This window comes from Salinibacterium sp. ZJ450, assembly GCF_011751885.2.
Classification (GTDB): Bacteria; Actinomycetota; Actinomycetes; order Actinomycetales; family Microbacteriaceae; genus Ruicaihuangia.
Map to the genome: position 1 here is coordinate 2,990,555 of NZ_CP061771.1, position 23,821 is coordinate 3,014,375.

A 23,821-nucleotide genomic window follows, 5' to 3' on the forward strand; every position below is an offset into this window, starting at 1 on the left:
TCCGGATGCCGCGTTCCGGCTGCCGCAAAGGGAAGGGCCCCGGCTTCTGCCGGGGCCCCTCGTGGTGCGTTGGACTACTCCGCCGCGGTGTAGTTGTTGTCAGGACCGAACTGGTAGATGCCGATACTGGCCTCGGTCGGGTCGCCGACCTCGTCGAAGGTGATCGGACCCGAGAGACCGTCATAGTCGGCAACACCGCCGTCGAGGATGATCTGCGCGCACTGCTCGTAGGTGGTGCACGTCTCACCGTCGCCGGAACCGCCGGAGACCTCCTGCAGCTTGCCGGCGATGTCGGCGGACTCGGTGGAGTTCGCCGCCAGGGCGGCCAGCGCCAGCAGAATCACCGCGTCGAACGACTCGGCCGCGTAGGTGTACTCGTTATTGAGCGAGGGATTGCCCTCACCCGTCCAGAACGCTTCCAGATCCGTGGTGAAGCTGCCGAGGTCTTCGACGTTCAGACCGGGGTAGGTGCCCTTGGCACCCTCCAGCGCTCCCGCCGGCAACTGATCGCCGAACTGCGTGAGGTTGCCGTCGACGAAATACAGGTTCTCGGCGGGGAACGAGCCGATCAGGTTCGGCAGCATGGTCTTCACCTCTTCGAACGTGATCAGGGCGATCGCGTCCGGGTCGGCGGCCAGCACCTCGCTGATCTGCGAGTCGAAGCTGGTGTCACCGGTGTTGTACATCGGCTGTGCGACGACCTCTCCGCCCGCTGCCTCAAATGCTTCCTGCGTGTATTTGGCGAGGCCGGTGCCATAGGAGTCGTTCAGCACGATCATGCCGAGCGTCTGGTGGCCGTCCTCTGCGATGAGGTTTCCGAGAACCTCGCCCTGCAGCACGTCCGACGGGGCCGTACGGAAGTACAGATTGTTGTCCTCGTACGAGGTGAACGCGTCCGACGTGTTCGCGGGCGAGAACATGATCACACCCTCGCCGACGACTTGGTCGATGAACTGCAGCGAAGTTCCCGACGAGGCCGCACCGATGATTGCGGCGACATCCTCACCCAGCAGACGCGGGATCTCGGTCTCGTACGCCTTGTTGTCGGTGTCTCCGGAGTCACCCACGGTGACCTCGAGGGTAACGCCGAGATCAGCCTCGTTGACCATGGACACGGCGTAGGCGACGCCAGCGTTCTCAGGTGGTCCGAGGAAGGCCAGGTTCCCGGTCTGCGGCAGCGCCGTCCCGATGTGAAGGCTCAGGTCGCGGGCGCCGGTGTCACCCGACGGTTCATCTCCCTCGTCCGCGGCGGCACAGCCGCTGAGGACGAGAGCGCTGGCTCCCACGAGGGCGATACCGACAAGGCCAGCCTTCCGGGTGCGTGAGCGGGAGGCGAATGCCTTAGCGAAAGCGCTCATGTTGCTCCTTGCAGTCAATAGATCACAGGTCACGCCAGCACAAGCCGCACTGCCGTTCTGCCAAGTTATTGACAAAGCGCGTCGGGCACAATACAAAGCGGTTACGTACGTGTAACACCCGCACAATCGTTACAATCCGTGATCTTCAGCAGCGGCATCCGTGCATCTGACGCGTAATGATTGCGGATTTCGTCGGTTTGACGCGCGAATCAGTGCGCAAGCGTGTACGTGATCGAGAAGCCGTCGGCGAGGGCGGCGCTGCATTCGCCGAAGCTGCTGCATTCGGTGCTGCCTGCGCTCACCGCGTCCAGCCCGAACCGCAGCGACTCGGCGCCGTCATCGCCCACGACAACCGCGGCGAGCGCCGCGCGCACGGTCTGGTGGTACGACTCGACCGCGCCGGTGAAGTCGGACACGCCAGGGTCGATCTGCGCGAGCCGGGCGGCCAGCTCATCGTCCGGTGTCTCTGACGGTTCAACCGCGATCAGCAGCACGTCCGCAGCGGCCACGCCGGGCCCGGCCAGGATGACGTCGGCGCCTTTCACGACGAGGTCGGCCGTCGCGGTTTCGGCCACCCCGCGGTGGAACAGCACCACCTGCGCGCCGTTCACCCCGCCCGCCAGGTTGATCTCACGAACGGCCAGTTCGGCGCCGGCGACGATCGCTCCCCCGCCCGCGGCCGCATCGGTCTGGGTGCCGATCCGCAGCACGCCATCGCCGGATGCCGCGGGCGCCGTCTGCGACGGCGTTGGCGTCGGGGTGGCCGACGGCGTGGGCGCCGGCCCAGACGTGCAGGCTGACAGGAGGGCCGCAACCGCAGCGGCGACCACGATAACGCGGATCATGGGCTTGGAGGGCATCCGGAACCTTTCAGTGCACAGGGGACATTTGAACCCTAACGAGAGCTCAGGTCAGTTTTCGCGAGGCTCGGCGGGAACGGGCCGAGAGGAACATGTCGATGGTGAGCACGATGATCGCCACCCAGACCAGCGCGAACCCGAACCATCGCTCCGGCGGCATGTCCTCGCCCAACACGAACACGCCGATTGCGAACTGCAATACCGGAGCCAGGTACTGGGCGAGCCCGATCCACGACAGGGGCAGCCGGCGGGCCGCGGCGGCGAACAGCAGCAGCGGCACCGCCGTGATGATGCCCGCGCTCGCCAGCAGCACGGTGTGCAGCGCACCGTTGGCGCCGAGGGTGATGCCGCCGGTCGACGCGATGACCGCGAGTGCGACGATCGCCGGCACGGTCAACCATGCCGTTTCGAGGGTCAGCCCGGCCACGGCGTCGACCTGGCCACCGACCTTCTTCTTGACGAGGCCGTAGATCGCGAAGGTCACGGCAAGGATCAGCGCGATCCAGGGCACCGAGCCGTAGCCGACCCCGATCACGAGCACCGCGACCGCAACCAGGCCGACCGACACCCACTGAAGCGGGCGCAGCCGCTCAGCGAACACGAACACACCGAGCAGCACCGTCACGACGGGATTGATGAAGTAGCCGAGGGCGGTCTCGACCACCTGGCCGCTGAGGGTCGCGTACACGTAGGTCAGCCAGTTGACGAGGATGAGCGCACCGGCGAGCGCCATCGCGATGGTCAGCCGCGGGTTTTGCGCGATCGCCGCGAACGCCCGCCAGCCGCGCGTGACGGTCAGCAGCACGGCGCAGAAGATCAGCGACAGCACGATCCGCCAGGCGACGATCTCGACCGGGCCGCTCGGGGCGAGGGCGATGAAGTACACCGGCATGATGCCCCAGAGCCCGTATGCGCCGATCGCGTAGGCCAACCCTCCGCGCCGGTGTCCTGCGGCTACGGAAGGGGAGATCACCGACCTAGCCTAGTGCGGGCATAAAAGAAGGCCCGGTGGCGAACCACCGGGCCTTCCTTAGAGCTTTGCTACCTAGCGGACGACGACCGCGAGAACGTCGCGGGCCGACAGCACGAGGAGGTCCTCGCCGCCGTACTTGACTTCGGTTCCGCCGTACTTGGAGTAGATCACCTTGTCGCCGACGGCAACGTCAAGCGGGATGCGGTTTCCGTTGTCGTCGATGCGGCCGGGGCCGACCGCCACAACTTCGCCCTCCTGGGGCTTTTCCTTGGCAGTGTCAGGGATAACGAGACCGGAAGCAGTGGTCTGCTCCGCCTCGACCTGGCGAATGACAATGCGATCCTCGAGCGGCTTGATGGAGACCGACACGGTTGACCTCTTCTTTCTGGAAATCCGGGGTTAGCACTCTCACAGCGAGTGTGCCAGCACCCAGTGTATGTGGTGCGCTGGCACTCGTGCAACGTGAGTGCCAGCGCCCGCCGCTGGTCGAGCCTGTCCCCGCTGGTCGAGCCTGTCGAGACCGAGTGACAGGATGGCCTCATGGATGTCGGCGAACTGCGCGAACTGTTATCGCTTGACGGCTTGCGGCTGCTCGACGAGCTACCGCCGTACGAGAGCGCCGGCGATGTCGTTCGCACCGTCGCGGATCTTCGTCGAGCCGGCCACTCCCCCGGCCTGGTCGCGGCCGTGCTCAGCCAGTCACGGCTCCGCGCCCGCGCCCGCGTCAAGTTCGGTGAATTCACCGACCGGATGCTGTTCACCGAGGCCGGGCTGGAGCAGGCAACCCGGCTGCAGGTCGCCGCCCGGCACGCCGGTCGATTCCAGCGGGCCGGGGTGCACTGGGTCGCCGATCTCGGCTGCGGAATCGGCGCCGACGCCATGGCCCTCGCCGCGCTCGACATCGACGTGACCGCGGTAGAGCGCGACGAGGTAACCGCGGCAATCGCCGCGTACAACCTCGCCCCGTTCACCGGCGCCAGGGTGGAGCACGCCTCGGTCGAGGACGTCGACCTGAGCGGCGTCGGCGGCGTGTATCTCGATCCGGCGCGCCGGTCAGAGAAGGGCCGGCTGAAAGACCCAGCGGACTGGTCGCCCTCGCTCACCTTCGCGTTCGGGCTGGCCGAGCGGTTCCCCACCGGCATCAAGCTCGGGCCCGGAATCGACCGCGACCTGATCCCGGCAGGCGCCGAGGCGCAATGGGTGTCGGTAGACCGCGAGGTCGTCGAACTCGGGCTGTGGTTCGGCGCCGTGGCCACCCCCGGCGTCGCCCGCTCGGCGCTGGTGATCGGGCATCACGGCAGCGCGGAACTCACGGCTGCCGCGGACAGTGAGGATGTGGAGGCCGGGCCGCTCGGCGAGTACCTGTACGAGCCGGACGGCGCTGTCATCCGGGCACGCCTCATCGGTGACCTAGCCCGGCAGCTCGGCGCCAGGATGCTGCATCCGACCATCGCCTATCTCACCGCCGACAGCGCCATCGAGACGCCGTTCGCCACCCGGTTCCGAGTGCGCGAGACCCTGCCGTTCGACGTGCGCAGCTTGAAAAAGGAGCTCGCCGCCCGCGACATCGGAACGCTCGAGATCAAGAAGCGCGGCATCGACATCGACCCCGCCGCGCTGCGCACGAAGCTGTCGCTGAAGGGAAAGCAAAACGCCACCCTCATCATCACCCGGCTGGGCGAGAAGAGGGTGGCGCTGCTGGCGGATCGGGACTAGAAGCTGCTGCTCGGCACCGTCGAGAAGATCCAGATCGGCAGGATCAACAGCAGGAACGTGAAGAGCAGTCCCATCAGGATGCCGACGTAGCCGGTGATCAGGCCGGTCAGCCAGAACGGCTTGGCCTGCGGCTCGCGACCCTGTGCCATGTGACCGGTGATCACCGCGGCGACCGAGGCGAGGAAGCCGAGGATCGGCACCCAGCTGAAGATGATGCCGGCGATACCGGCGATCATCGACACCAGGCTGAGGGTCTGCGGCTTCGACGCGGTCGGCGCACCATACGCCGACTGCGCGTAGCCGGGCTGACCGTATGGCTGCTGGGTCGATCCGGGCTGGCTATAGGGCTGGTCGTATGGCTGAGTCGGCTGGGTCGATCCGGGCAGCGTGCCCGGGATGGCTCCCCCGGTCGGCGGCGGTGAGTACGGCTGGGCCGGCGGCGCATACGGCGGCGCCGGTGGCGCGGACGGCTCGGCCGGGGTGGCACCGTGCGGGGCGTACGGCTGGGACGGAACGTCAGCCGGCGGCACAGGAGACTCCGGGGGCAGGTTGTCCGCCGGGTCGTTGTCGCCTGTCGGTGCGGCGGGAGGCGGGGGAACGTTGGACATGGAGAGTTCCTGTTCTAGTAGCGGCTCGGCGGCAGTTGGTCGATGATGGTGGGCAAGTACGAGAGCGTCCAGATGACGGCGATGATCGAAAGTACGAGCCCGACATAGCCGATGATGGTGCCGGCGATTGCCATGCCCCGGCCTGACTCGCCGGTTCGCTTGATCTGGCTGAGCGCGATGTGGCCGCAGATGATTCCGGCGAGCGAGATCCCGATGATGGATGTCACCAGTGAGATGATCGCGAGAACGTTGTACTTTTGGCCGACCGGCTGCTGTTGTTGTGGGTATTCGTACGGCGGCGGTGCGGCAGGGGGCATTGACATGTGACGGAACTCCTTGCTGTTGCGCCAATCGTCCCACCGTCGTCACGAGGGTGTCAACGAAAGTGAGCCGCGTGTCACGCCCGGTCAGGCTTGGATGCTGGTCACCGGCAGGGTGGAGTCGGCGCCGAATGAGAGCCCGGACGGCGGACGGCCGGCCTGGATCAACTGCGCCCCGAGAGCGGCGATCATGGCGCCGTTGTCTGTGCACAGCGACAGCGGTGGGATGCGCAACGCGATGCCCGCGGCATCCGCTCGCTCGGTCGCGACCTGACGCAGTCGCGCGTTGGCGACCACGCCGCCGCCGAGCAGTAGACGCGGCACTCCGAGGTCACGGCAGGCGGCGATGGCCTTGGTCACCAGCACGTCAACCACCGCCTCACGGAAGCTCGCCGCGACATCCGCCACCGGCACGGTCTCGCCGGCATCCTGCTTCTGCTCCACCCAGCGGGCGACAGCGGTCTTCAGCCCGGAGAAGGAGAAGTCGTAGCGGTGCTTCGCCATGTCTTTCGGCAGGCTGAGCCCGCGCGGGAAACGGATGGCTGTGGGGTCACCGACGAGGGCAGCCCGGTCGATCTCGGGTCCGCCGGGGTATGGCAGGTCGAGCAGTCGGGCGACCTTGTCGAAGGCCTCCCCGGCGGCGTCGTCGATGGTCTCGCCGAGCAGTTCCACGTCGCTGACCAGGTCGCGCACGAGCAGCAGCGAGGTGTGCCCGCCGGAGACGAGCAGCGCCACCGTCGGGTACTCGACGTCGTCACCGGAGAGGATGTCGGCGCCGACGTGGCCGACGAGGTGGTTGACGGCGTAGAGCGGCTTGCCGAGGGACAGGGCGAGGGCCTTCGCCGCGCCCACCCCCACCATGAGCGCGCCGGAGAGCCCTGGACCGCTGGTCACGGCGACGGCGTCCACGTCGGCCAGGGTGATGCCGGCATCGCTGAGCGCACTGGCCAGGGTCGGGGTCATCGCCTCCAAGTGGGCGCGCGCGGCCACCTCTGGCACGACGCCGCCGTAGCGGGCGTGCTGGTCCATTGACGAGGCGATCGAATTGGCCAGCAGCGTGGTGCCGCGCACGATGCCGATGCCGGTCTCGTCGCAGCTGGTCTCGATGCCGAGCACGATTGGTTCCGTCATCCGTCGCTCCGTCCGGTGAATTGCGACACCGGGTCGGGCACGATGAGCCGCATGACCAGCGCATCCACCCCGTCGGGTTCGTAGTACTTCGGCCGTACCGCGATCTCGCGGAATCCGAGCTCCTCGTACAGTTTCTGCGCGCCGGGGTTGTCGGCGCGCACCTCCAGGAACACCTCGTGCGCTCCCCTGGCCCGTGCCTCACCGATCAGCGCGAGCATCAGGGTGCGGCCAAGCCCTTGGCGGCGGGCGGCGGGGACGACGGCGATGGTCTGGATGTCGGCCTGCGGCGAGTTGTGCGGGGATAGCAGCCCGGCGTATCCGTCGATCGTGCCGGTTTCGGACTCCGCGACGAGGTAGTAGCGGTGAGGGCCGGTGATCTCGCTGAGCATGCCCTCGCGCGACCAGGCGTCGGTGGTGAAGGTGCTCGTCTCCATGCTCATGATGGCGTCGAGGTCGGCGGCGGTGGCACGGCGGAGCAGCCAGGTCATGCGGTCACCCGCTTTCGGCCGGTGGACAGGGTGACATCCGGTGAGCGCAGGTACAGCGGCTGGCTGCCGGCGAACTCGCGCTTGTTGGCGAACAGGGTCTCGGCGAGCATGCCGAGCGCTCCGGCGGAGACCGTGGCTGCGTCGAGCCTGCGGTAGGTGGCGAACTCGGGCACCTCGGCTTCCAGCTCCGCTGGCTTGATCAGGCCTGGCCCGTGGGTGCGGTGTGGCAGGCCCGCGGCATCCGGTCTGTCATATGCCGACCAGTACACCTCGTGACGGCGCGCGTCGGTGACCACCAGCACCGGCTCGCTCTGACCCCAGGCGATCGCGTCGTGGCTGACCACGCGCACCACCGGCTTGCCCGCGCCAAAGGCGAAGGTCTCGGCGGCGGCGATCCCGACCCGCAGCCCGGTGAACGGGCCGGGCCCCATGCCGACGGCGACACCGGACAGGGCGGTTACCGCCGTGCCGGACTCGGTCAGGCAGCGGGAGATCAGGTCGCCGATCACCTCGGCGTGGCTGCGGGTGTCGAGCACGGAGTGTTCGGAGAGGATGCCGCCGTCCCGGTCGACAACGGCGACGCTGGTGCCGGCGGAGGTATCGATCGCGAGAAGCACCCCTCAAGCTTAGGCGCGCGGCCCGCCGCGGTTCGCGCAGCGAGCGCACCACCCGCCGGTGCAGGTCGCTCGGGCGGAGAACGCGGGCTCGGGAGGACGTATCTTGGCTAAAGCGTCCTTCCGAGGGCGTTATTACCGACCGAGCAGCCAGCCGAGGTCGGCCCAGCGCGACCCGTGACCGGTGACGGTGACCTCCCGCGGCTCCACGCCCTCCTCGGATTCCACGCCGCCGATCGGCCGCACGATGTCGAGCTCGAGCCAGGAGTCGCTGATGCCGTCGAGCAGGCCGGCGCCCCACTCCACGACGGCGATGGAATGCTCGAAGTCGATGTCGAGGTCGTCGAGTTCGATGGCGCTGGACAGCCGGTAGGCGTCGACGTGCACGAGCGGCGCGCCGGTTTCCCGCGGGTGGGTGCGGGCGAGCACGAAGGTAGGGCTGGTGACCGCGCCGCGCACGCCGAGTTCGGCGCCGAGGCCACGGGTGAACGTGGTCTTGCCCGCGCCGAGTTCTCCGTTCAGGGCGATCAGGTCGCCGGCGCGCAGTTGGCGGGCGATCAGGGCACCGAGCGCTTCCATCGCGTCGGGAGTGTCGATGACCAGCCTCATGAGCGGTAGCTGCGCGTCACTCTGGCGCCGATGCGGGTGACGATCTCGTAGTTGATGGTGTCGCAGGCGGCGGCCCAGTCGTCGGCCGAGGGCACGCCCTCGGCGGGGTCGCCGAACAGCACCGCCGCGTCGCCGACCGACACCGGGGCGTCGCCGACATCCACTACGAACTGGTCCATCGCTACCCGGCCGGCGATCCGGTATGTGCGGCCGTTGATCGACACCGGCGCCCGGTTCGACGCGTGCCGTGGCACGCCGTCGGCGTAGCCGAGCGGCACCAGGGCGAGCGTGGTGGGTGCGGCGGTACGGAAGGTGTACCCGTAGGAGACGCCCTGGCCGGCGGGCACCCGCTTCACCGACGCGACCACCGCGGACAGCCGCATCGCCGGGCGCAGCCCGAGGGCGGTGGAGGTTGTGTCGGTGAACGGGGACAGGCCGTAGATGCCCAGTCCGAGCCGCACCATGCCGAGGCGCGCGGCCGGCAGGCTGAGCGCGCCGGCGGTCGCGGCGAGGTGGGTGAATTCGGGGTCGAGTCCGGCGGCGCGGGCTGCGGCAAGCTGCTGCTCGAACACGGCCAGCTGAGCGGTGTCGTCGTCGACGCTGGCGTTGGAGAGGTGGCTGAACAGCCCGCGCACTCGGATCCGGCCCAGGTGTTGCAGGTCGGCGGCGCGCCGGAAGACGGCTTCCGCGTCATCCGATTGGATGCCGTTGCGGCCAAGCCCGGTGTCCAGCTTCAGCTGCACGGCCGCGGGTCCTGCGGCGGCGACCTCCTCGAGCTGGGCGGCAGAGCTGACGCCGAGGTCGATCCCCGCCTCGATCGCCGAGGCGAAGTCAGCGCCGGGCGCGTGCAGCCAGGCAAGTAGAGGCGCGGTGATACCGGCGTCGCGCAGCCGCAGCGCTTCGGCGATGTCGGCGACGCCGAGCCAGTTCGCCCCGCCGTCCAGCGCGGCGTGAGCGGCGGGGATAGCGCCGTGGCCGTAGCCGTCGGCCTTCACCACCGCCATCACGGTGGAGGTCGCCACGCTGGCCCGAAGCGCCCGCACATTCTCGGTGATCGCGCCGAGGTCGACGAGCGCCTCGCGGAACGGCGCGCTCACGACTCGGCCACCACGTAGGCGATGGCAACCCCGGCGTCGTGCGCCATGGACAGGTGGATGCGGCCGATGCCCCGTCGCTCGGCAATCTCGGAGGCCACGCCACCAAGCCGGAACGACGGGTTGCCCTCGTCGTCGGAAACCACTTCCATGTCGTGCCAGCGGATGTTGGCGGTCTCGCCGAGGGCTTTCATCAGGGCTTCCTTGGCGGCGAACCGCCCGGCGAGCGAGCGCAGCGGCAGCGCGCGTTCGCTCTCGGCGAACAAACGCTCGACGAGTCCGGGGGTTCGTCGCACGGCCCGCTCGAATCGGGCGAGGTCGACAATGTCCACGCCGATGCCGACGATCACCTGGCCACCGCCTATTCGACGGTGACGGACTTCGCGAGGTTGCGCGGCTGGTCGACGTCGAGGCCCTTGGCCGCGGCCAGCTCCATGCCGAAGATGTGCAGCGGCACCACGGAGAGCAGCGGTTCGAACATGCGACCGGCCAGCGGGATGGGAATCACCTCGTCGGCGTGCGGCAACACGGCGGCATCCCCCTGTTCGGCGATCGCGATCACCCGGGCACCGCGGGCGCGGATCTCCTGGATGTTCGACACCACCTTCGGGTGAAGCGATCCCTGACGCGGGCTGGGGACGACCACGAAGACAACCTGGCCCGGCTCGATCAGCGCGATCGGGCCGTGCTTGAGCTCTCCGGCGGCGAAGCCCTCCGCGTGAATGTAGGCCAGCTCCTTGAGCTTCAGCGCACCCTCGAGCGCGACCGGGTACCCGACGTGGCGGCCAAGGAACAGCACCGAGCGGGTGTTTGCCATCCAGTGCGCCAACTCGGCGATCTTGCCGCTGGTCTCGAGCACCTGCTCGAGCTTGCCGGGGATGTTGGACAGTTCGGTCACGTTCTCGGCAATCTCGGCCGCGTCGAGAGTGCCGCGCAACTCAGCCAGCTTCAGGCCGAACAGGTAGAGCGCGGTGATCTGCGCGACGAACGCCTTGGTGGATGCCACAGCCACTTCTGGCCCGGCGTGCGTGTAGATCACGGCATCGGACTCGCGCGGGATGCTGGCGCCCTGGGTGTTGCAGATCGACAGGGTGTGCGCGCCCTGCTCTCGCGCGTACTTCACCGCCATCATCGTGTCCATGGTCTCGCCGGACTGGCTGATTGAGATCACGAGGGTGCGCTCGGTCAGCACGGGGTCGCGGTAGCGGAACTCATGGGACAGCTCGACGTCGACGGGCACGCGCGCCCACTGCTCGATCGCGTACTTGCCGACCATGCCGGCGTATGCGGCGGTGCCGCAGGCGACGATGGCGATGCGGTCGATGCCCTTCAGCACGTCGTCGCCGATCGGGGTGAGCTCGTCGAGCACGACGGCGCCGTCGTGCACCCGGCCGAGGAGGGTCTTCGCGACAGCTTCCGGCTCTTCGCTGATCTCCTTCTTCATGAAGCTCGACCAGCCGCCCTTGTCGGCGGCGGAGGCATCCCAGGAGATCTCGAACTCCTTGAGATCGACGGGCGCGCCGGCGAAGTCGGTCACGGTCACCGAGTCCTGGCGGATGGTGACGATCTGGTCCTGGCCGATCTCGGCTGCCCGACGGGTGAACTCAACGAAGGCTGCGACATCCGAGCCCAGGAAGTTCTCGCCATCGCCGAGGCCGATCACCAGCGGTGAGTTGCGGCGAGCGCCGACGACCACGCCTGGCTCGTTCTCGTGCATGACGAGCAGGGTGAAGGCGCCCTCGAGACGGTTGACCACCACGCGCAGCGACTCGTACAGGCTGCCGGACTCACGGTAGGCGCGACCGACCATGATTGCGGCGACCTCGGTGTCAGTCTCGCTGAAGAAGGTCTCGCCGGCGTCGAGCAGCTCCTGCTTGAGCTCGTGGAAGTTCTCGATGATGCCGTTGTGAATGAGCGCCAACTTGCCGTCATCACCCAGGTGCGGATGCGCGTTGCCGTCGGTCGGTCCGCCGTGCGTGGCCCAGCGGGTGTGGCCGATGCCGGTGGCGCCGTTGGCGAGCGGACGCTCGGCCAGTTCGTCGACCAGCATCTGCAGCTTGCCTGCACGTTTTCTGGTGTCGATGTGACCTGCCGTGTCGATCACGGCGACGCCGGCGGAGTCGTACCCGCGGTACTCCAGACGGCGCAGGCCGCCCATCAAGACCTCGATGCTCTTGTCAGCACCGACATAACCCACGATTCCACACATGGCGTCGATTCTACGGTGAGGCGGTCGGGAGTTCGCTGCGCGGTACTGTGGAGGCGATGTCCGCCCATGATGCCGCGCACGGCAATAGCACCCCGTTTGTCGAAATCGACCGTGCCCGGTGGGCAGCGCTCGCGCCGGCGACCCCGCAACCGCTCAGCGAAACCGAGGTGGTGCAGCTGCGCGGTCTCGGCGACATGCTGAGCCTCGCCGAGGTGCGCGAGGTCTACCTTCCGCTCAGCCGGCTGCTCAATCTCTACGTGGCGGGATCGCGGCAGCTGCACCGCCAGACCAGTGCGTTCCTCGGTGAGCACGCGGAGACGACGCCGTTCGTGATCGGGGTCGCCGGGTCGGTCGCGGTGGGTAAATCCACCATCGCGCGACTGTTGCGTGAGCTGCTGGCACGCTGGGAGGACACGCCCCGCGTCGAGCTGGTGACCACCGATGGCTTCCTGCTGCCCAACGCGGAGCTGGAGCGTCGCGGGTTGATGGAGCGCAAGGGTTTCCCCGAGAGCTACGACCGGCGGGCGCTGCTGCGCTTCGTCTCGAAGGTGAAGAGCGGGGCGCCGGAGGTGCGCGCACCGTTCTACTCCCACTTGAGCTACGACATCATGCCGGATGCCGAGATCGTGGTGCGCCGCCCGGACGTGCTCATCGTGGAGGGGCTGAACGTGCTGCAGCCGCCGACCACGCAGCGCGGGCTCGCGGTGAGTGACCTGTTCGACTTCTCCATCTACGTGGACGCCCGAACCAGCGACATCGAAAAGTGGTACATCGAGCGGTTCCTGAAGCTGCAGCGCGGCGCGTTCACCAACCCGAAGTCGTTCTTCCACCGCTTCGCGGAGCTCACCGAGGACGAGGCGATCGTTCGCGCCAAGGAGATCTGGCACAGCATCAACGAGCCGAACCTGCTGCAGAACGTGCTGCCGACCCGTCCGCGGGCGTCGCTGGTACTGCGGAAGAGCTCCGAGCACGCCGTGTCGAGCGTGCTGCTGCGCAAGATCTAATCCCGCAATGCCGAACCATGCGGGGTTTCTCACACCATGCGGAGCTACATAGCACCGCATTGAGTGAGGAACCCCGCATTGCTTGCAGCGGCTTCTAAGCGCGGGCGAGGACCGCCCGAGCGTGCCGCAGCAGGGGTTCATCGACCATGCGCCCGCGGAAGCGGAACACCCCGGGCTCGGCGGCCGCCGCCTCCAGTAACGCGCGGGCGTCCGCGACATCCTGCTCACTCGGCCGATAGGAATCGCGGATGACGGCCACCTGACTGGGGTGGATGCAGGCCGTTGCCCCGAATCCGCTGGCCACGGCGTCGGTGGCCTCCGCCGCCAGTCCCGCGGTGTCGGCGATATCGAGGAACACGGTGTCAATCGCCGTCTTGCCGTGCGCGCCGGCGGCCAGCAGCACCGTCGAGCGGGCGTGCCGGGCGACCGCCCGGTATGTGCCATCCGGATGTCGCGATGAGCTGCCGCCGAGCGAAGCGACCAGATCCTCCGCACCCCACATCAGCGCGACCACGTTCGGCACCGCGGCGAGTTCGGCGGCCGCCAGCACCCCGCGGGCGCTCTCGCACAGGGCGATCACCTCGTACTCCTCGAGCCGGCCGAGCTGCGCCACGGTTTCCGCTTTCGGCAGCATGACGGTGTCGTACTCGGTGGCGGCGAGCGCGGCGATGTCGGCGAGGAAGTCGGCGGTGTCGGCCTGGTTCACCCGCACAATGGTGCGCTCCGGATCCAGCGGGTGCTCGACCAGCGCCGCGCGGGCGGCGGCGCGCTGCTCCGGGCGCACCGCATCCTCGAGGTCGAGGATCACGGCATCCGCTCGTTCGGCCGCCTTGTCGTACCGGTCGGGCCGGTCGGCGGGGCAGAACAGCAGCGCCGGCCCCAGGCTGAACCCGCTCATGGCTGGGCCTCCCGGCACCAGACCAGCACCGAGCGAACGGCGGTGGCGACCACCACGTCGTGCTGATTGCGCCCGGTGTGCTCGAGCGTGACGATCCCCTGCCCCGGGCGGGAGGCGGAGAGCCGTTTGCCGGTGACGATGGTCTCGGAGTACAGGGTGTCACCGTGGTACAGCGGGTGTGGGAATGCCACCGTCTCGAAGCCGAGGTTGGCGACGATGGTGCCCTGGGTCAGCTGCGTCACCGACGCCCCGACCAGGGTGGCGAGGGTGAACATCGAGTTGACCAGCCGCTGCCCGAACGGTTGGGTGGCAGCCCAGGCAGCATCCAGGTGCAGCGCCTGCGAGTTCATGGTGAGCGTGCTGAACAGAACATTGTCGGCTTCGGTGACCGTGCGGCCCGGGCTGTGCCGGTACAGGGTGTGCTCGTCGAACTCCTCGAAGTACAGGCCGCGCTGCACCTCAATCTTGCGGTCGTCGTCGCGAGGCTCGTCGGTCATCTCAGGCCTCGAATCCGAGGGCGCGGGAGATGACCATCAGCTGCACCTCGCTGGTGCCCTCGCCGATCTCGAGGATCTTCGAGTCGCGATAGTGCCGGGCCACCGGGCTCTCGTTCAGGAAGCCGTAGCCGCCGAAGATCTGGGTGGCGTCGCGGGCGTTGTCCATCGCCGCTTCGCTGCCGACGAGCTTCGCGATGGACGCCTCCATCTTGAACGGCTGGCCCGCCGCCATCAGCTCGGCCGCCGCGTAGTATGCCAGGCGCGCGGTGTGCACCCTCGCCTGCATCCGCGCCAATTTGAACGCGATGTGCTGGTTCGAGCCGAGTGGGTGACCGAACACGTTGCGGGTGCGCGCGTACCGGGTGGCCTCCTCCAGACAGCCCTGGGCGGCGCCGGTGCAGAGCGCGGCGAACGCGATGCGGCCCTCGTCGAGGGTCTGCACGAAGTTGGCGTAGCCGCGGCCGCGCTCGCCGAGCAGGTTCGCCTCCGGCACGCGCACGTTGTGCAGGGTGAGCGGGTGGGTGTCGGAGGTGTGCCAGCCCACCTTGTCGTAGGACGGTTCGACGGTGAACCCGTCGATCGGGGTGGGCACGAGAATCGCGGACAGTTCCTTCTTCACCGAGCCGTCGGCGCGGGTGGACACCCCCGTCACCGCGGTGATCGTCACCAGCCTTGTGATCTCGGTGCCGGAGTTGGTGATGAACTGCTTGCTGCCGTTGAGCACCCATTCGCCGTTCTCGAGCACCGCGGTGGTCTTGGTGCCCGCGGCATCCGACCCGGCATCCGCCTCGGTCAGCCCGAACCCGGCGAGCGCCCCACCCGAAGCCAGCTGCGGCAGCCACTCGAGCTTCTGCTCCTCGGTTCCGCTGCGGAACACCGGCATCGCGCCGAGCCCCACCCCGGCCTCGAGCGTGACCCCGATCGACTGGTCCACCCGGCCGAGCTGTTCCACGGCGAGGCACAGCGACAGGTAGTCCTTGCCCTGCCCGCCGTACTCGGTGGGGAACGGCAGCCCGAACAGCCCCATCTCACCCATCTGGGCGATGATGTCGTACGGCAGCGACCGCTTGGTGTCGTATTCGTATGCGGCGGGCGCGACCACGGTGTCGGCGAAGTCGCGCACGGTGTCGACGAGTCTCTGGTGCTCGTCGCTGAGTTGGTAGCTCATGATTCCCCTGCCGGTGAGTCGGGTGCGGTGATGGTGGCGACCAGTTGGTCGGCCTTGACGAGGTCGCCGACGGCGACCGAGAGACGCAGGTGGCCGGCGACCGGCGCGAGCAACTTGTGCTCCATCTTCATGGCCTCGACGCTGACCAGTGCCTGGCCGACCTGAACCATGTCGCCGGATGTCGCGGTGACCGCGGTGACCGTGCCCGGCATCGGCGAGCGCACCTCGGGTATCACCGGATGCTCCTCGCGCTCGCGGGCCGCGAGTTCGGCGGCGAGCTGTGCCCCGCGACTGTGCCGCACCAGATGGAAGGCGGCGCCGTCCGAGCCGATCCACACGTCGTCGCCGTCGCGGGCCAGGGCGAGGCACCGGGTTGCGCCGTCGAATTCGAGCATGCCGGCGGTACTTTCGGCGTCGAGCGTCAGCCGGGCAGCGTGGGTCTGGCCGTCGATGGTGACGGATGTCGCCTCCGGAGCCCCGGCGACCAGCACCGTCCTCGCCACCCGCACCGTCGCCGGCGTGCGCTCCGCCAGGAACCGATACTCGCTCGGCCGGTGTTCGCCGAGCCGCCAGCCGGACGGCCGGGTCCACAGAGTATCGGCCGCGGTCCACCGCTCCGCATGCAGCAACAGGGCGGCCGCGGTGAGGATGGCGGCATCCGGCTGCCGGAACACCAGGTGCTCGAGTAGCCGGTCGATCAGGGTGGTGTCCAGCCGGGCGGCCCGCACCGCCGGGTCGGCAATCAGGGCCCGCAGGTATTCGATGTTGGTGTGCACGCCGAGCACGACGGTGTCGGCCAGCGCCCGATCGAGGCGGGCGAGCGCCTGGTCGCGGTCGACGCCGGTGGCGATCACCTTGGCGAGCAGCGGATCGTAGTGGGAGCTGATCTCCAGCCCCGCCTGAAGGGAGCTGTCGACGCGGATGCCCTCCCCCGCCGGTTCCCGCACGGCCAGCACGGTGCCGCTGCTCGGCAGGAAGCCGCCGTCCGGCCGCTCGGCGTAGACGCGCGCTTCGATCGCGTGCCCGGTCAGCCGCACATCCGCCTGGGCGAGAGTCAGCGCCTCACCGGCGGCGATCCGCACCTGCCACTCGACCAGATCGAGGCCGGTGACCTGCTCGGTGACCGGATGCTCCACCTGCAGCCGGGTGTTCATCTCCATGAAGAAGAACTCCTCGGGCGCGTCATCCGAGGCCAGGAACTCGATCGTGCCGGCGCCGCGGTACCCCACGCTCCGCGCGACGGTGCAGGCGGCGTCGCCGATTCTCGCCCGGGTGCTGTCGTCGAGCAGCGCCGATGGGGCCTCCTCGATCACCTTCTGGTGCCGGCGCTGCAGCGAGCATTCGCGTTCGCCCAGGTGGATGACCGCGCCGTGGTTGTCGGCGAGCACCTGCACCTCGATGTGCCGTGGCCGGGTGATCAGCCGTTCCAGCAGCAGGGTGTCGTCACCGAACGCGGATGTCGCGATGCGGCGGGCTGCGGCGAGCGCGGCGGGCAGCTCGCCCGGGTGCTCAGCGATCTGCATGCCCTTGCCGCCGCCGCCGGCCGACGGCTTGACCAGCAGTGGGAAGCCAATGTCGGCGGCCGCGGCGATCAGCTGGGCGTCATCGAGGCTGGGCTCGGAGGTGCCGGGGATCACCGGTACGCCGCGCTCGGCGACGTGCCGTTTGGCGCGGATCTTGTCACCCATTACGGTGAGCGCGTCGATGCCCGGTCCGATGAACACGATGCCGGCGTCGGCGCAGGCGGCGGCGAGAGTGGGGCTCTCCGACAGGAAGCCATACCCGGGGTGCACGGCTTGCGCGCCGCTGCGCCGGGCGGCCTCGACGATCGCCGCCGAATCGAGATAGCTCTCGGTGGCGGCGGCCGGTCCGATCCGCACGGCGACGTCGGCCTCGAACACGTGCCTGGCGTGCCGGTCGGCGTCGCTGTACACGGCGACCGAGCGGATACCGAGGCGCCGCAGGGTGCGGATCACCCGGCAGGCGATCTCCCCGCGGTTGGCGACCAGCACGGTGTTGAACAACGCGGCGTCGAACAACGCGGCATCCGATCTACGGGTGTCGGACAGGGCGACCTCAGGCTGCGACATCCGTCACATCCTGAACAGGCCGAAGCCGGGCTCTGGCATGAGGGTGCGGGAGCAGACGTCCAGGGCGAGGCCGAGCACGGTGCGGGTGTCTGCCGGGTCGATGATGCCGTCGTCCCAGAGCCGGGCGGTGGAGTAGTACGGGTTGCCTTGCGCCTCGTACTGCTCTCGGATCGGCGCCTGGAACGCGGCCTCGTCATCGGCCGACCACTGCTCGCCACGGGTGTCGAATTGCTCCCTGCGGATCGTGGCGAGCACGGATGCCGCCTGCGGGCCGCCCATCACTGAGATTCGCGCTGCGGGCCACATCCAGAGGAACCGCGGCGCGTATGCCCGGCCGCACATCGAATAGTTGCCGGCGCCGAAGGATCCGCCGATCACCACGGTCAGTTTCGGCACCCGGGTGGTGGCGACCGCGGTCACCATCTTCGCGCCGTGCTTGGCGATGCCGCCGGCCTCGTAGTCCCGGCCGACCATGAACCCCGAGATGTTCTGCAGGAACAGCAATGGGATGCCACGCTGGTCGCACAGCTCGATGAAGTGCGCCCCCTTCTGCGCCGACTCGCTGAACAGCACACCGTTGTTGGCGACGATGCCGACCGGATGCCCGTGCAGCCGCGCGAAGCCGGTGACCAGGGTCGCCCCGTAGCGCGCCTTGAACTCGTGGAACTCGCTGCCGTCGACCAGCCGGGCGATCACCTCGTGCACGTCGTACTGGCCCTGCACGTCCACCGGCACCACGCCGTACAGTTCGTCGGGCGAGGCGGTGGGCTCGCGGCTGGGCTGCACCTCCCAGACCGGGTCGGCGGGCTTCGGCAGGGTGCGGATGATGCCACGCACCAGCTGCAACGCGTGCTCGTCGTTCTCGGCCAGGTGGTCGGCGACCCCCGAGACGCGGGTGTGCAGGTCGCCGCCGCCGAGGTCCTCGGCGGTGACGATCTCGCCGATCGCGGCCTTCACGAGCGGCGGGCCACCGAGGAAGATGGTGCCCTGGTCGCGCACGATCACGGTTTCGTCGCTCATCGCTGGCACGTAGGCGCCGCCGGCGGTACAGGATCCCAGCACCGCCGCGATCTGCGGGATCTGCTCCGCCGACATCCGCGCCTGGTTGTAGAAGATGCGCCCAAAGTGCTCGGCGTCGGGGAATACCTCGTCCTGCATCGGCAGGTATGCCCCGCCGGAGTCGACCAGATAGATGCAGGGGAGCCGGTTCTCGCGGGCGATCTGCTGGGCCCGCAGATGTTTCTTGACCGTGATCGGAAAGTACGTGCCGCCTTTCACCGTGGCGTCGTTGGAGATGACCAGCACGGCCCTGCCGTGCACGTAGCCGATCCCGGCGATGACCCCGGCAGACGGGCACTCGTCGTCGTACATGCCGTTCGCGGCGAGCGGCGCGATCTCGAGGAACGGGCTGCCGTCATCGAGCAGCCGGTCGATCCGGTCGCGGGGCAGCAGCTTGCCTCGGGCGAGGTGCCGCTCGCGGGAACTCTCCGGCCCGCCGAGGGCGGTGGTCGCAAGCCGCTGCCGCAGTTCAGCGGCCAGCGCGCGCTGGGCCTGGTCGTTCGCGCGGAACGCGTCATCCGTTTCGCTGAGTGCACTATCGAGCGTCTGCATGGTTTGTCCCCATCGACATCCAGTTAGTAGCTGCTAACTCGGTTCAGGTTAGCCGTCATTAACCGGATTGTCTATAGTGGGTGGATCGTTCGGAGGGAGCCGCGGTGACCGAGGTAGTGACGCCGCCGGGCACCCGGCGTGGCAGGGCGAAGGCCGACCGCCGCGTGGCGCTGCTGAGTGCTGCCGCGGCGCTGTTCGCCGAGCGCGGCTTCAACGGCGTGTCGATCGAGGACCTGGGCGCGGCCGCCGGCGTCAGCGGGCCGGCGCTGTACCGCCACTTCAGCAGCAAACAGGCGGTGCTCGCCGCGCTGCTGGTCGGCGTCAGCGAGAACCTGCTGTCCGGCGGACAGGCGGTGATCGAGCGATCGGCGGATGCCGCGACGGCGCTGACTGAACTCGTGGCCTTCCACGTCGACTTCGCTCTCGGCAATCCCGAGGTTATCCGGGTGCAGGACCGCGACCTCGACAGCCTCGACGACACCGAGCGTCGCACCGTGCGCGCCCTGCAACGCCAGTACGTGGAGCTGTGGGTCGAGGTGCTCGGCCGGCTGCACCCTGGCGTGGATGCCGCGCTGCTGCGGATCCGGGCGCAGGCGACGTTCGGCCTGATCAACTCGACGCCGCACAGCGCCACCTTTGAGGGCAGTCGGGCCCGCCGCGCGAAGGCGATCCCGATCGGCACCGTGCGTGCCCTGCTCGAGGAGATGGCGCTGGCGGCCCTGTCCCCGCGCTGAGCCGCATCCGCTCACACCATCGTCAGGGCAACGCCCGGGTCGCGCAGGATCGCGCCGACATCGGCGAGGAAGCGTGACCCCTGCTCGCCGTCGATCAGCCGGTGGTCGAACGAGAGCGTCAGCGTCAGCACGCTGCGCAGCGCGATCTCGCCGCGGTGCTCCCACGGCTGCCGGCGTACCGCGCCGACCGCCAGGATCGCCGCCTCCCCCGGGTTCAGGATCGGGATGCCGGAGTCCACGCCGAACACCCCGATGTTGGTCAGCGTGATCGTGCCCCCGGAGAACTCCGCCGGGGTGCTCGTGCCCGCCCGCGCCGACTCCACAACCGCGCTCACGGCGCGCGCCAGGTCGGCCAGGTTCAGCGACTCGGCGCTCTTCACGTTCGGCACCACGAGCCCGCGTTCGGTCGCCGCCGCGATCCCGAGGTTCACGTGCCGGAAGGTCACGATCTCGCCGGCCGCCTCGTCCCAGCGCGAGTTGATCGAGGGGTTGCGCGCCACCGCCAGACACAGCGCCTTGGCCACCAGCGTCATGATGGTGAGCCGGATGTCGCGGAACTCACGTGTGCTGGCGAGCGACTCCATCAGTTCCTCGGTTGCCGTGACGTCGACGGTGAGCTGGGCCGCCGCGTGCGGAGCGGTGAAGGCGCTCTGCACCATCGCCGCCGCGGTGCGTTTGCGCACTCCGGCGATGGGCACGCGGGTCTCGTCCGCCCGGTCGGCCAGCTCGGGTCGCGGCGTCGTGGCTGCGCCGGGCGGCAGGGAGGCGGCGCCGTCCTGTCGGGGTGCCGCCGCATCCACGTCTTCCCGGGTGATCAGTCCGTGCTCGCCGGTGCCGGTGAGCGTGGCCAGGTCAATGCCAAGGTCGCGGGCGTGCTTGCGCACCGGCGGGGTGGAACGTTGCTGCTCAGTCGCTGGTTCGGTGGCGACGGGTGCCGGTGCCTCAGCTGCGGGCGCGGGCGCAGCATCCGCCGCGGGCTCGGGCGCGGTCGCAGCTGTTACCGCCGCGGATTCGCCACCGGCGGCAGCGGGAGCCGTCGCAGGTTCCGGCGGCGCCCCGCCGCTGCGTCTCGCGCGGCGTCGGGGTGGCTCGCCACTGGCCACGGCTGGTCCGTAGCCCACCAGTACGCTCTCCCGCTTTGGCGCCGAGGCGGCCTCCCCGGTGGCGTCGGCGTCCGCGACATCCGGTGCCGACTGCTGTTCCGCGCCTTCGTCGTCGCCGATCTCGAAGGCGACGATCGGCGCGCCTACCGCGACCGTGGCCCCCGGCTCGGCGTAGAGCTTGCTGATGATGCCGCTGTATGGGGAGGGCAGCTCGACCAGTGCCTTGGCGGTTTCGACCTCGGCGATCACCTGGTTCAGTTCCACGGTGTCGCCGACCGCGACCCGCCAGGCCACCAGCTCCGACTCTGTCAGGCCCTCGCCGAGATCCGGCAGGGCGAAGTCCTTGACGCTCATTCGTCGGCCTTCCAGTCGGTCAGCGAGTTTGGCTTGCGCAGCGCGCGGTCCACACCGTCGAGCATGCGGTCCAGATCGGGCAGGAAGTGATCCTCGAGCGCCGATGGCGGGTACGGGGTGTCGAACCCGGTGACGCGAACGGGCGCGTGGTCGAGGTAGTCGAAGCAGCGTTCGGTAACGCTGGCCGCGATCTCGGCGCCGAGGCCCGCGAACTGCTGAGCCTCATGGCTGATCACCAGCCGGCCGGTCTTCTTCACCGACCGTTCCACGGTGTCGAAGTCGATCGGCGACAGCGAGCGCAGGTCGATCACCTCGATCGAGACGCCGTCCTCGGCCGCGGCGAGCGCCGCATCTTTGGCGACGGCGACCAGGGCACCGTAGGTGACGAGGGTCACGTCGGCTCCCTCCGCCACCACGGCGGCATGCTCGATGTCGCCGGGGGCATCTTCGTCGACCGCACCCTTGACCCAGTAGCGGCGCTTCGGTTCGAAGAACAGCACCGGATCATCGGAGGCGATCGCGGCGCGCAGCATCGAGTGCGCGTCCTGCGGGTTCGAGGGAGCCACCACGCGCAGCCCCGAGGTGTGCGCGAAGTACGCCTCCGGCGACTCGGAGTGGTGTTCCACGGCGCCGATCCCGCCGCCGAACGGCACCCGGATCGTGATCGGCATCCGCACGGCGCCCTGCGTGCGATAGTGCAGCTTGGCCACCTGGGCGACGATCTGGTCGAAGCCGGGGTAGATGAATCCGTCGAACTGGATCTCGCAAACGGGGCGGTAGCCACGGTAGGCGAGCCCCACTGCGGTGCCGATGATGCCGGACTCGGCGAGCGGCGCATCCATCACCCGGTCGCTGCCGAAGTCAGCCTGAAGCCCATCGGTGACCCGGAACACTCCGCCGAGCTTGCCGATGTCCTCGCCGAGCAGCAGCACCTTGTCGTCCTCCTGCAGCGCTCGGCGCAGCGCCGAGTTGATGGCCTGGCCCAGCGTGAGCTGGCGTGTCGAGGTCTGCAGCATCATGCCTCCCCGTCGAACTGGGCGAGGTAGGCCGCGTACTGGCTGCGCTGCCGGTCGAGCCAGGAGTGGGCGCCGGTGTACACGTTGTCGAACACGCTGAGCGGTTCGGGTGCCGTGAGTGCGAGGCAGCCGGCCCGGAGCGCCCGCGCGGTCTCGTCGGCCTTGGTGGTGACGGCGCGGTCAAGCGCGTCGACATCGACGTCGAGGCTCTGCAGCAGCAGGCCAAGCCGGGCGATCGGGTCGCGGCCCTGCCAGGTCGCCAGCTCGTCCGGGTCGCGATAGCGGGTCGGGTCGTCGGAGGTGGTGTGCGGACCCATCCGGTAGGTGACCGCCTCGATGAAGGTGGGGCCTCCGCCGCTGCGGGCGCGCTGCAGGGCCACCCTGGTCGCGGCGTGCACGGCCAGCACGTCGTTGCCGTCAACCCGCAGGCTCGGGATGCCGAATCCCGGCGCCCGGTCGGCGATGTGGTTTCTGGCCTGCACCCGCACCGGTTCGGAGATCGCCCACTGGTTGTTCTCGCAGAAGAAGATCACCGGGGCCTGGAAGCTCGCGGCGAACACCATGGCCTCGTTCACGTCACCTTCGCTGGTGGCTCCGTCACCGAAGTAGGCGATGGCGATGGTGTCGACGCCGTCTTTCTGGCAGCCGAGCGCGTAGCCGGTGGCGTGCAGCGTCTGCGCGCCGATGATGATCGCCGGGGTCGCCACGCCGACGTCATACGGGTTCCAGCCGGAGGCGGAGGTGCCACGCCACATGCGCAGCAGGTCGGGCAGGGCGACGCCGCGGCACCAGGCAACGGCGTGCTCGCGGTAGCTGGTGAAGGCGAAGTCATCGGCGCGAAGCGCCCTGGCCGAGCCGATCTGCGCCGCTTCCTGGCCGAGCAGGGGTGGCCACAGCCCGAGTTCCCCCTGCCGCTGCAGCGCGGTGGCTTCCGTGTCGATCCGGCGCACCAGCACCATGTCCTCGTAGAACGAGGCAAGCTGGTCGGGTCCGACATCCTCGACCCACGGATCGAAGGTGGGGTTGGCGACCCGCACTCCCGCGGGGGTCACAAGTTGTACGACATCCTCTTGCCGAATGTGTGATTCGGTCAGGCGAAAATCTTTGGACACAGTTGTCGGCATCATCGTCTCCCACTGATGAACCGTCGCGGCTTGTGGCCACTGACGACTCCCTCAGCACCATTGCTGAAGTCACTGTGAGGCTACGCGGAACACCTGAGAATTGACAAGCACCCGGGGCAGAGGGCGCGGGTGAGGCCGCGCCGCCGAGCACTCCTCAAGTCCGCCGATCGGTTGTTCCGAACCCCGACGGAGGGCCAAACGCCAGACCTCACCCTGTGCCTAGCTCGCCGCGAGTGCCGACT

The 23,821-nt window shown here is 68.9% G+C and carries 24 protein-coding genes; 3 read left to right on the plus strand and 21 right to left on the minus strand.

Annotation, left to right across the window (positions count from 1 at the left end):
- Positions 1-74: 74 nt before the first annotated feature.
- The 4 genes from HCT51_RS14505 to groES all read right to left on the minus strand — a co-directional run bounded on the left by HCT51_RS14505 (position 75) and on the right by groES (position 3,560).
- Positions 75-1,358, minus strand: a complete 1,284-nt coding sequence (locus HCT51_RS14505) for an ABC transporter substrate-binding protein (RefSeq protein ID WP_166877222.1) — start codon at positions 1,356-1,358, stop codon at positions 75-77.
- Positions 1,359-1,567: 209 nt separating this feature from the next.
- Positions 1,568-2,218 (minus strand): hypothetical protein, encoded by a 651-nt coding sequence (locus HCT51_RS14510; RefSeq protein WP_166877219.1) that lies wholly within the window; start codon positions 2,216-2,218, stop codon positions 1,568-1,570.
- 46 nt (positions 2,219-2,264) lie between these two features.
- On the minus strand, positions 2,265-3,188 hold the full coding sequence (gene rarD, locus HCT51_RS14515) for an EamA family transporter RarD (protein WP_166877916.1): 924 nt from the start codon (positions 3,186-3,188) through the stop codon (positions 2,265-2,267).
- Positions 3,189-3,263: 75 nt separating this feature from the next.
- On the minus strand, positions 3,264-3,560 hold the full coding sequence (gene groES / locus HCT51_RS14520; protein ID WP_166877216.1) for a co-chaperone GroES: 297 nt from the start codon (positions 3,558-3,560) through the stop codon (positions 3,264-3,266).
- Between the two features lie 171 nt (positions 3,561-3,731).
- Between groES and HCT51_RS14525 the strand changes: the two genes are divergently transcribed.
- Complete coding sequence (locus HCT51_RS14525; RefSeq protein WP_166877213.1) at positions 3,732-4,907, plus strand: class I SAM-dependent methyltransferase; 1,176 nt, start codon at positions 3,732-3,734, stop codon at positions 4,905-4,907.
- On the opposite strand, the gene HCT51_RS14530 is transcribed toward HCT51_RS14525, so the two are convergent.
- From HCT51_RS14530 to glmS, 9 genes are all read right to left on the minus strand, one after another.
- Positions 4,904-5,515, minus strand: coding sequence for a DUF4190 domain-containing protein (locus tag HCT51_RS14530; RefSeq protein WP_166877210.1), 612 nt, complete (start codon positions 5,513-5,515; stop codon positions 4,904-4,906). The two genes, HCT51_RS14525 and HCT51_RS14530, sit on opposite strands and share 4 nt — an antisense overlap.
- Before the next feature lie 14 nt (positions 5,516-5,529).
- A complete protein-coding gene (locus HCT51_RS14535; protein ID WP_166877207.1) occupies positions 5,530-5,838 on the minus strand; it encodes a DUF4190 domain-containing protein in 309 nt (102 codons plus the stop codon).
- Positions 5,839-5,922: 84 nt separating this feature from the next.
- Positions 5,923-6,966: a tRNA (adenosine(37)-N6)-threonylcarbamoyltransferase complex transferase subunit TsaD gene (gene tsaD / locus HCT51_RS14540; RefSeq protein ID WP_166877204.1), complete on the minus strand. Its 1,044-nt coding sequence runs from the start codon at positions 6,964-6,966 to the stop codon at positions 5,923-5,925.
- Complete coding sequence (rimI, locus tag HCT51_RS14545; RefSeq protein ID WP_166877183.1) at positions 6,963-7,454, minus strand: ribosomal protein S18-alanine N-acetyltransferase; 492 nt, start codon at positions 7,452-7,454, stop codon at positions 6,963-6,965. Before rimI ends, tsaD begins: the two co-directional genes overlap by 4 nt.
- Positions 7,451-8,071 carry a tRNA (adenosine(37)-N6)-threonylcarbamoyltransferase complex dimerization subunit type 1 TsaB gene (tsaB, locus tag HCT51_RS14550; protein ID WP_166877180.1) on the minus strand — a complete coding sequence of 207 codons (621 nt, stop codon included), beginning with the start codon at positions 8,069-8,071 and terminating at the stop codon, positions 7,451-7,453. The genes rimI and tsaB overlap by 4 nt, the downstream gene beginning before the upstream one ends.
- Positions 8,072-8,203: 132 nt before the next feature.
- Complete coding sequence (gene tsaE / locus HCT51_RS14555; protein ID WP_166877175.1) at positions 8,204-8,677, minus strand: tRNA (adenosine(37)-N6)-threonylcarbamoyltransferase complex ATPase subunit type 1 TsaE; 474 nt, start codon at positions 8,675-8,677, stop codon at positions 8,204-8,206.
- A complete protein-coding gene (alr, locus tag HCT51_RS14560; RefSeq protein WP_166877172.1) occupies positions 8,674-9,774 on the minus strand; it encodes an alanine racemase in 1,101 nt (366 codons plus the stop codon). Before alr ends, tsaE begins: the two co-directional genes overlap by 4 nt.
- Entirely contained in the window at positions 9,771-10,121 is a 351-nt protein-coding gene (locus HCT51_RS14565; protein WP_166877169.1) for a holo-ACP synthase, read from the minus strand. Before HCT51_RS14565 ends, alr begins: the two co-directional genes overlap by 4 nt.
- An 11-nt stretch (positions 10,122-10,132) precedes the next feature.
- On the minus strand, positions 10,133-11,980 hold the full coding sequence (gene glmS, locus HCT51_RS14570) for a glutamine--fructose-6-phosphate transaminase (isomerizing) (protein WP_166877166.1): 1,848 nt from the start codon (positions 11,978-11,980) through the stop codon (positions 10,133-10,135).
- A 56-nt stretch (positions 11,981-12,036) separates the two neighbouring features.
- On the opposite strand from glmS, the gene coaA reads away from it, so the two are divergent.
- Complete coding sequence (gene coaA, locus HCT51_RS14575) at positions 12,037-12,984, plus strand: type I pantothenate kinase (RefSeq protein WP_166877163.1); 948 nt, start codon at positions 12,037-12,039, stop codon at positions 12,982-12,984.
- A gap of 94 nt (positions 12,985-13,078) precedes the next feature.
- Here coaA and HCT51_RS14580 read toward each other — a convergent pair whose 3' ends face one another.
- From HCT51_RS14580 to HCT51_RS14600, 5 genes are read right to left on the minus strand one after another with little or no spacing between them, the layout of a single operon-like run.
- Positions 13,079-13,882: an HpcH/HpaI aldolase/citrate lyase family protein gene (locus HCT51_RS14580; protein ID WP_166877160.1), complete on the minus strand. Its 804-nt coding sequence runs from the start codon at positions 13,880-13,882 to the stop codon at positions 13,079-13,081.
- Complete coding sequence (locus tag HCT51_RS14585; RefSeq protein ID WP_166877157.1) at positions 13,879-14,379, minus strand: MaoC family dehydratase; 501 nt, start codon at positions 14,377-14,379, stop codon at positions 13,879-13,881. The genes HCT51_RS14580 and HCT51_RS14585 overlap by 4 nt, the downstream gene beginning before the upstream one ends.
- A 1-nt stretch (position 14,380) precedes the next feature.
- The gene (locus HCT51_RS14590; protein WP_166877154.1) at positions 14,381-15,547 is read right to left on the minus strand and encodes an acyl-CoA dehydrogenase family protein; all 1,167 of its coding nucleotides are present in this window, start codon (positions 15,545-15,547) and stop codon (positions 14,381-14,383) included.
- Positions 15,544-17,637: an acetyl/propionyl/methylcrotonyl-CoA carboxylase subunit alpha gene (locus HCT51_RS14595; protein WP_166877151.1), complete on the minus strand. Its 2,094-nt coding sequence runs from the start codon at positions 17,635-17,637 to the stop codon at positions 15,544-15,546. The genes HCT51_RS14590 and HCT51_RS14595 overlap by 4 nt, the downstream gene beginning before the upstream one ends.
- Positions 17,638-17,640: 3 nt before the next feature.
- Positions 17,641-19,248 (minus strand): carboxyl transferase domain-containing protein, encoded by a 1,608-nt coding sequence (locus HCT51_RS14600; protein WP_166877148.1) that lies wholly within the window; start codon positions 19,246-19,248, stop codon positions 17,641-17,643.
- 104 nt (positions 19,249-19,352) lie between these two features.
- Here HCT51_RS14600 and HCT51_RS14605 point away from each other — a divergent pair, with 104 nt between their 5' ends.
- Positions 19,353-19,982, plus strand: a complete 630-nt coding sequence (locus HCT51_RS14605; protein ID WP_166877146.1) for an SACE_7040 family transcriptional regulator — start codon at positions 19,353-19,355, stop codon at positions 19,980-19,982.
- An 11-nt stretch (positions 19,983-19,993) separates the two neighbouring features.
- On the opposite strand, the gene HCT51_RS14610 is transcribed toward HCT51_RS14605, so the two are convergent.
- The 3 genes from HCT51_RS14610 to pdhA are packed head-to-tail and all read right to left on the minus strand — an operon-like array spanning position 19,994 to position 23,579.
- Entirely contained in the window at positions 19,994-21,439 is a 1,446-nt protein-coding gene (locus tag HCT51_RS14610) for a dihydrolipoamide acetyltransferase family protein (protein ID WP_166877143.1), read from the minus strand.
- On the minus strand, positions 21,436-22,458 hold the full coding sequence (locus HCT51_RS14615) for an alpha-ketoacid dehydrogenase subunit beta (RefSeq protein WP_370626845.1): 1,023 nt from the start codon (positions 22,456-22,458) through the stop codon (positions 21,436-21,438). Before HCT51_RS14615 ends, HCT51_RS14610 begins: the two co-directional genes overlap by 4 nt.
- Positions 22,455-23,579 carry a pyruvate dehydrogenase (acetyl-transferring) E1 component subunit alpha gene (pdhA, locus tag HCT51_RS14620; protein ID WP_191413645.1) on the minus strand — a complete coding sequence of 375 codons (1,125 nt, stop codon included), beginning with the start codon at positions 23,577-23,579 and terminating at the stop codon, positions 22,455-22,457. The genes HCT51_RS14615 and pdhA overlap by 4 nt, the downstream gene beginning before the upstream one ends.
- Between the last annotated feature and the right edge of the window lie 242 nt (positions 23,580-23,821).

Bases quoted from the DNA above. Each gene is read 5' to 3' on its own strand.
- HCT51_RS14600 (WP_166877148.1), bottom strand. From the start codon at position 19,248: ATGCAGACGCTCGATAGTGCACTCAGCGAAACGGATGACGCGTTCCGC.
- HCT51_RS14610 (WP_166877143.1), bottom strand. From the start codon at position 21,439: ATGAGCGTCAAGGACTTCGCCCTGCCGGATCTCGGCGAGGGCCTGACA.
- rimI (WP_166877183.1), bottom strand. From the start codon at position 7,454: ATGACCTGGCTGCTCCGCCGTGCCACCGCCGCCGACCTCGACGCCATC.
- coaA (WP_166877163.1), top strand. From the start codon at position 12,037: ATGTCCGCCCATGATGCCGCGCACGGCAATAGCACCCCGTTTGTCGAA.
- HCT51_RS14535 (WP_166877207.1), bottom strand. From the start codon at position 5,838: ATGTCAATGCCCCCTGCCGCACCGCCGCCGTACGAATACCCACAACAA.
- pdhA (WP_191413645.1), bottom strand. From the start codon at position 23,579: ATGCCGACAACTGTGTCCAAAGATTTTCGCCTGACCGAATCACACATT.
- tsaE (WP_166877175.1), bottom strand. From the start codon at position 8,677: ATGAGGCTGGTCATCGACACTCCCGACGCGATGGAAGCGCTCGGTGCC.
- glmS (WP_166877166.1), bottom strand. From the start codon at position 11,980: ATGTGTGGAATCGTGGGTTATGTCGGTGCTGACAAGAGCATCGAGGTC.
- HCT51_RS14615 (WP_370626845.1), bottom strand. From the start codon at position 22,458: ATGATGCTGCAGACCTCGACACGCCAGCTCACGCTGGGCCAGGCCATC.
- HCT51_RS14505 (WP_166877222.1), bottom strand. From the start codon at position 1,358: ATGAGCGCTTTCGCTAAGGCATTCGCCTCCCGCTCACGCACCCGGAAG.
- HCT51_RS14590 (WP_166877154.1), bottom strand. From the start codon at position 15,547: ATGAGCTACCAACTCAGCGACGAGCACCAGAGACTCGTCGACACCGTG.
- HCT51_RS14510 (WP_166877219.1), bottom strand. From the start codon at position 2,218: ATGCCCTCCAAGCCCATGATCCGCGTTATCGTGGTCGCCGCTGCGGTT.
- HCT51_RS14530 (WP_166877210.1), bottom strand. From the start codon at position 5,515: ATGTCCAACGTTCCCCCGCCTCCCGCCGCACCGACAGGCGACAACGAC.
- HCT51_RS14580 (WP_166877160.1), bottom strand. From the start codon at position 13,882: ATGAGCGGGTTCAGCCTGGGGCCGGCGCTGCTGTTCTGCCCCGCCGAC.
- HCT51_RS14525 (WP_166877213.1), top strand. From the start codon at position 3,732: ATGGATGTCGGCGAACTGCGCGAACTGTTATCGCTTGACGGCTTGCGG.
- tsaD (WP_166877204.1), bottom strand. From the start codon at position 6,966: ATGACGGAACCAATCGTGCTCGGCATCGAGACCAGCTGCGACGAGACC.
- HCT51_RS14595 (WP_166877151.1), bottom strand. From the start codon at position 17,637: ATGTCGCAGCCTGAGGTCGCCCTGTCCGACACCCGTAGATCGGATGCC.
- HCT51_RS14585 (WP_166877157.1), bottom strand. From the start codon at position 14,379: ATGACCGACGAGCCTCGCGACGACGACCGCAAGATTGAGGTGCAGCGC.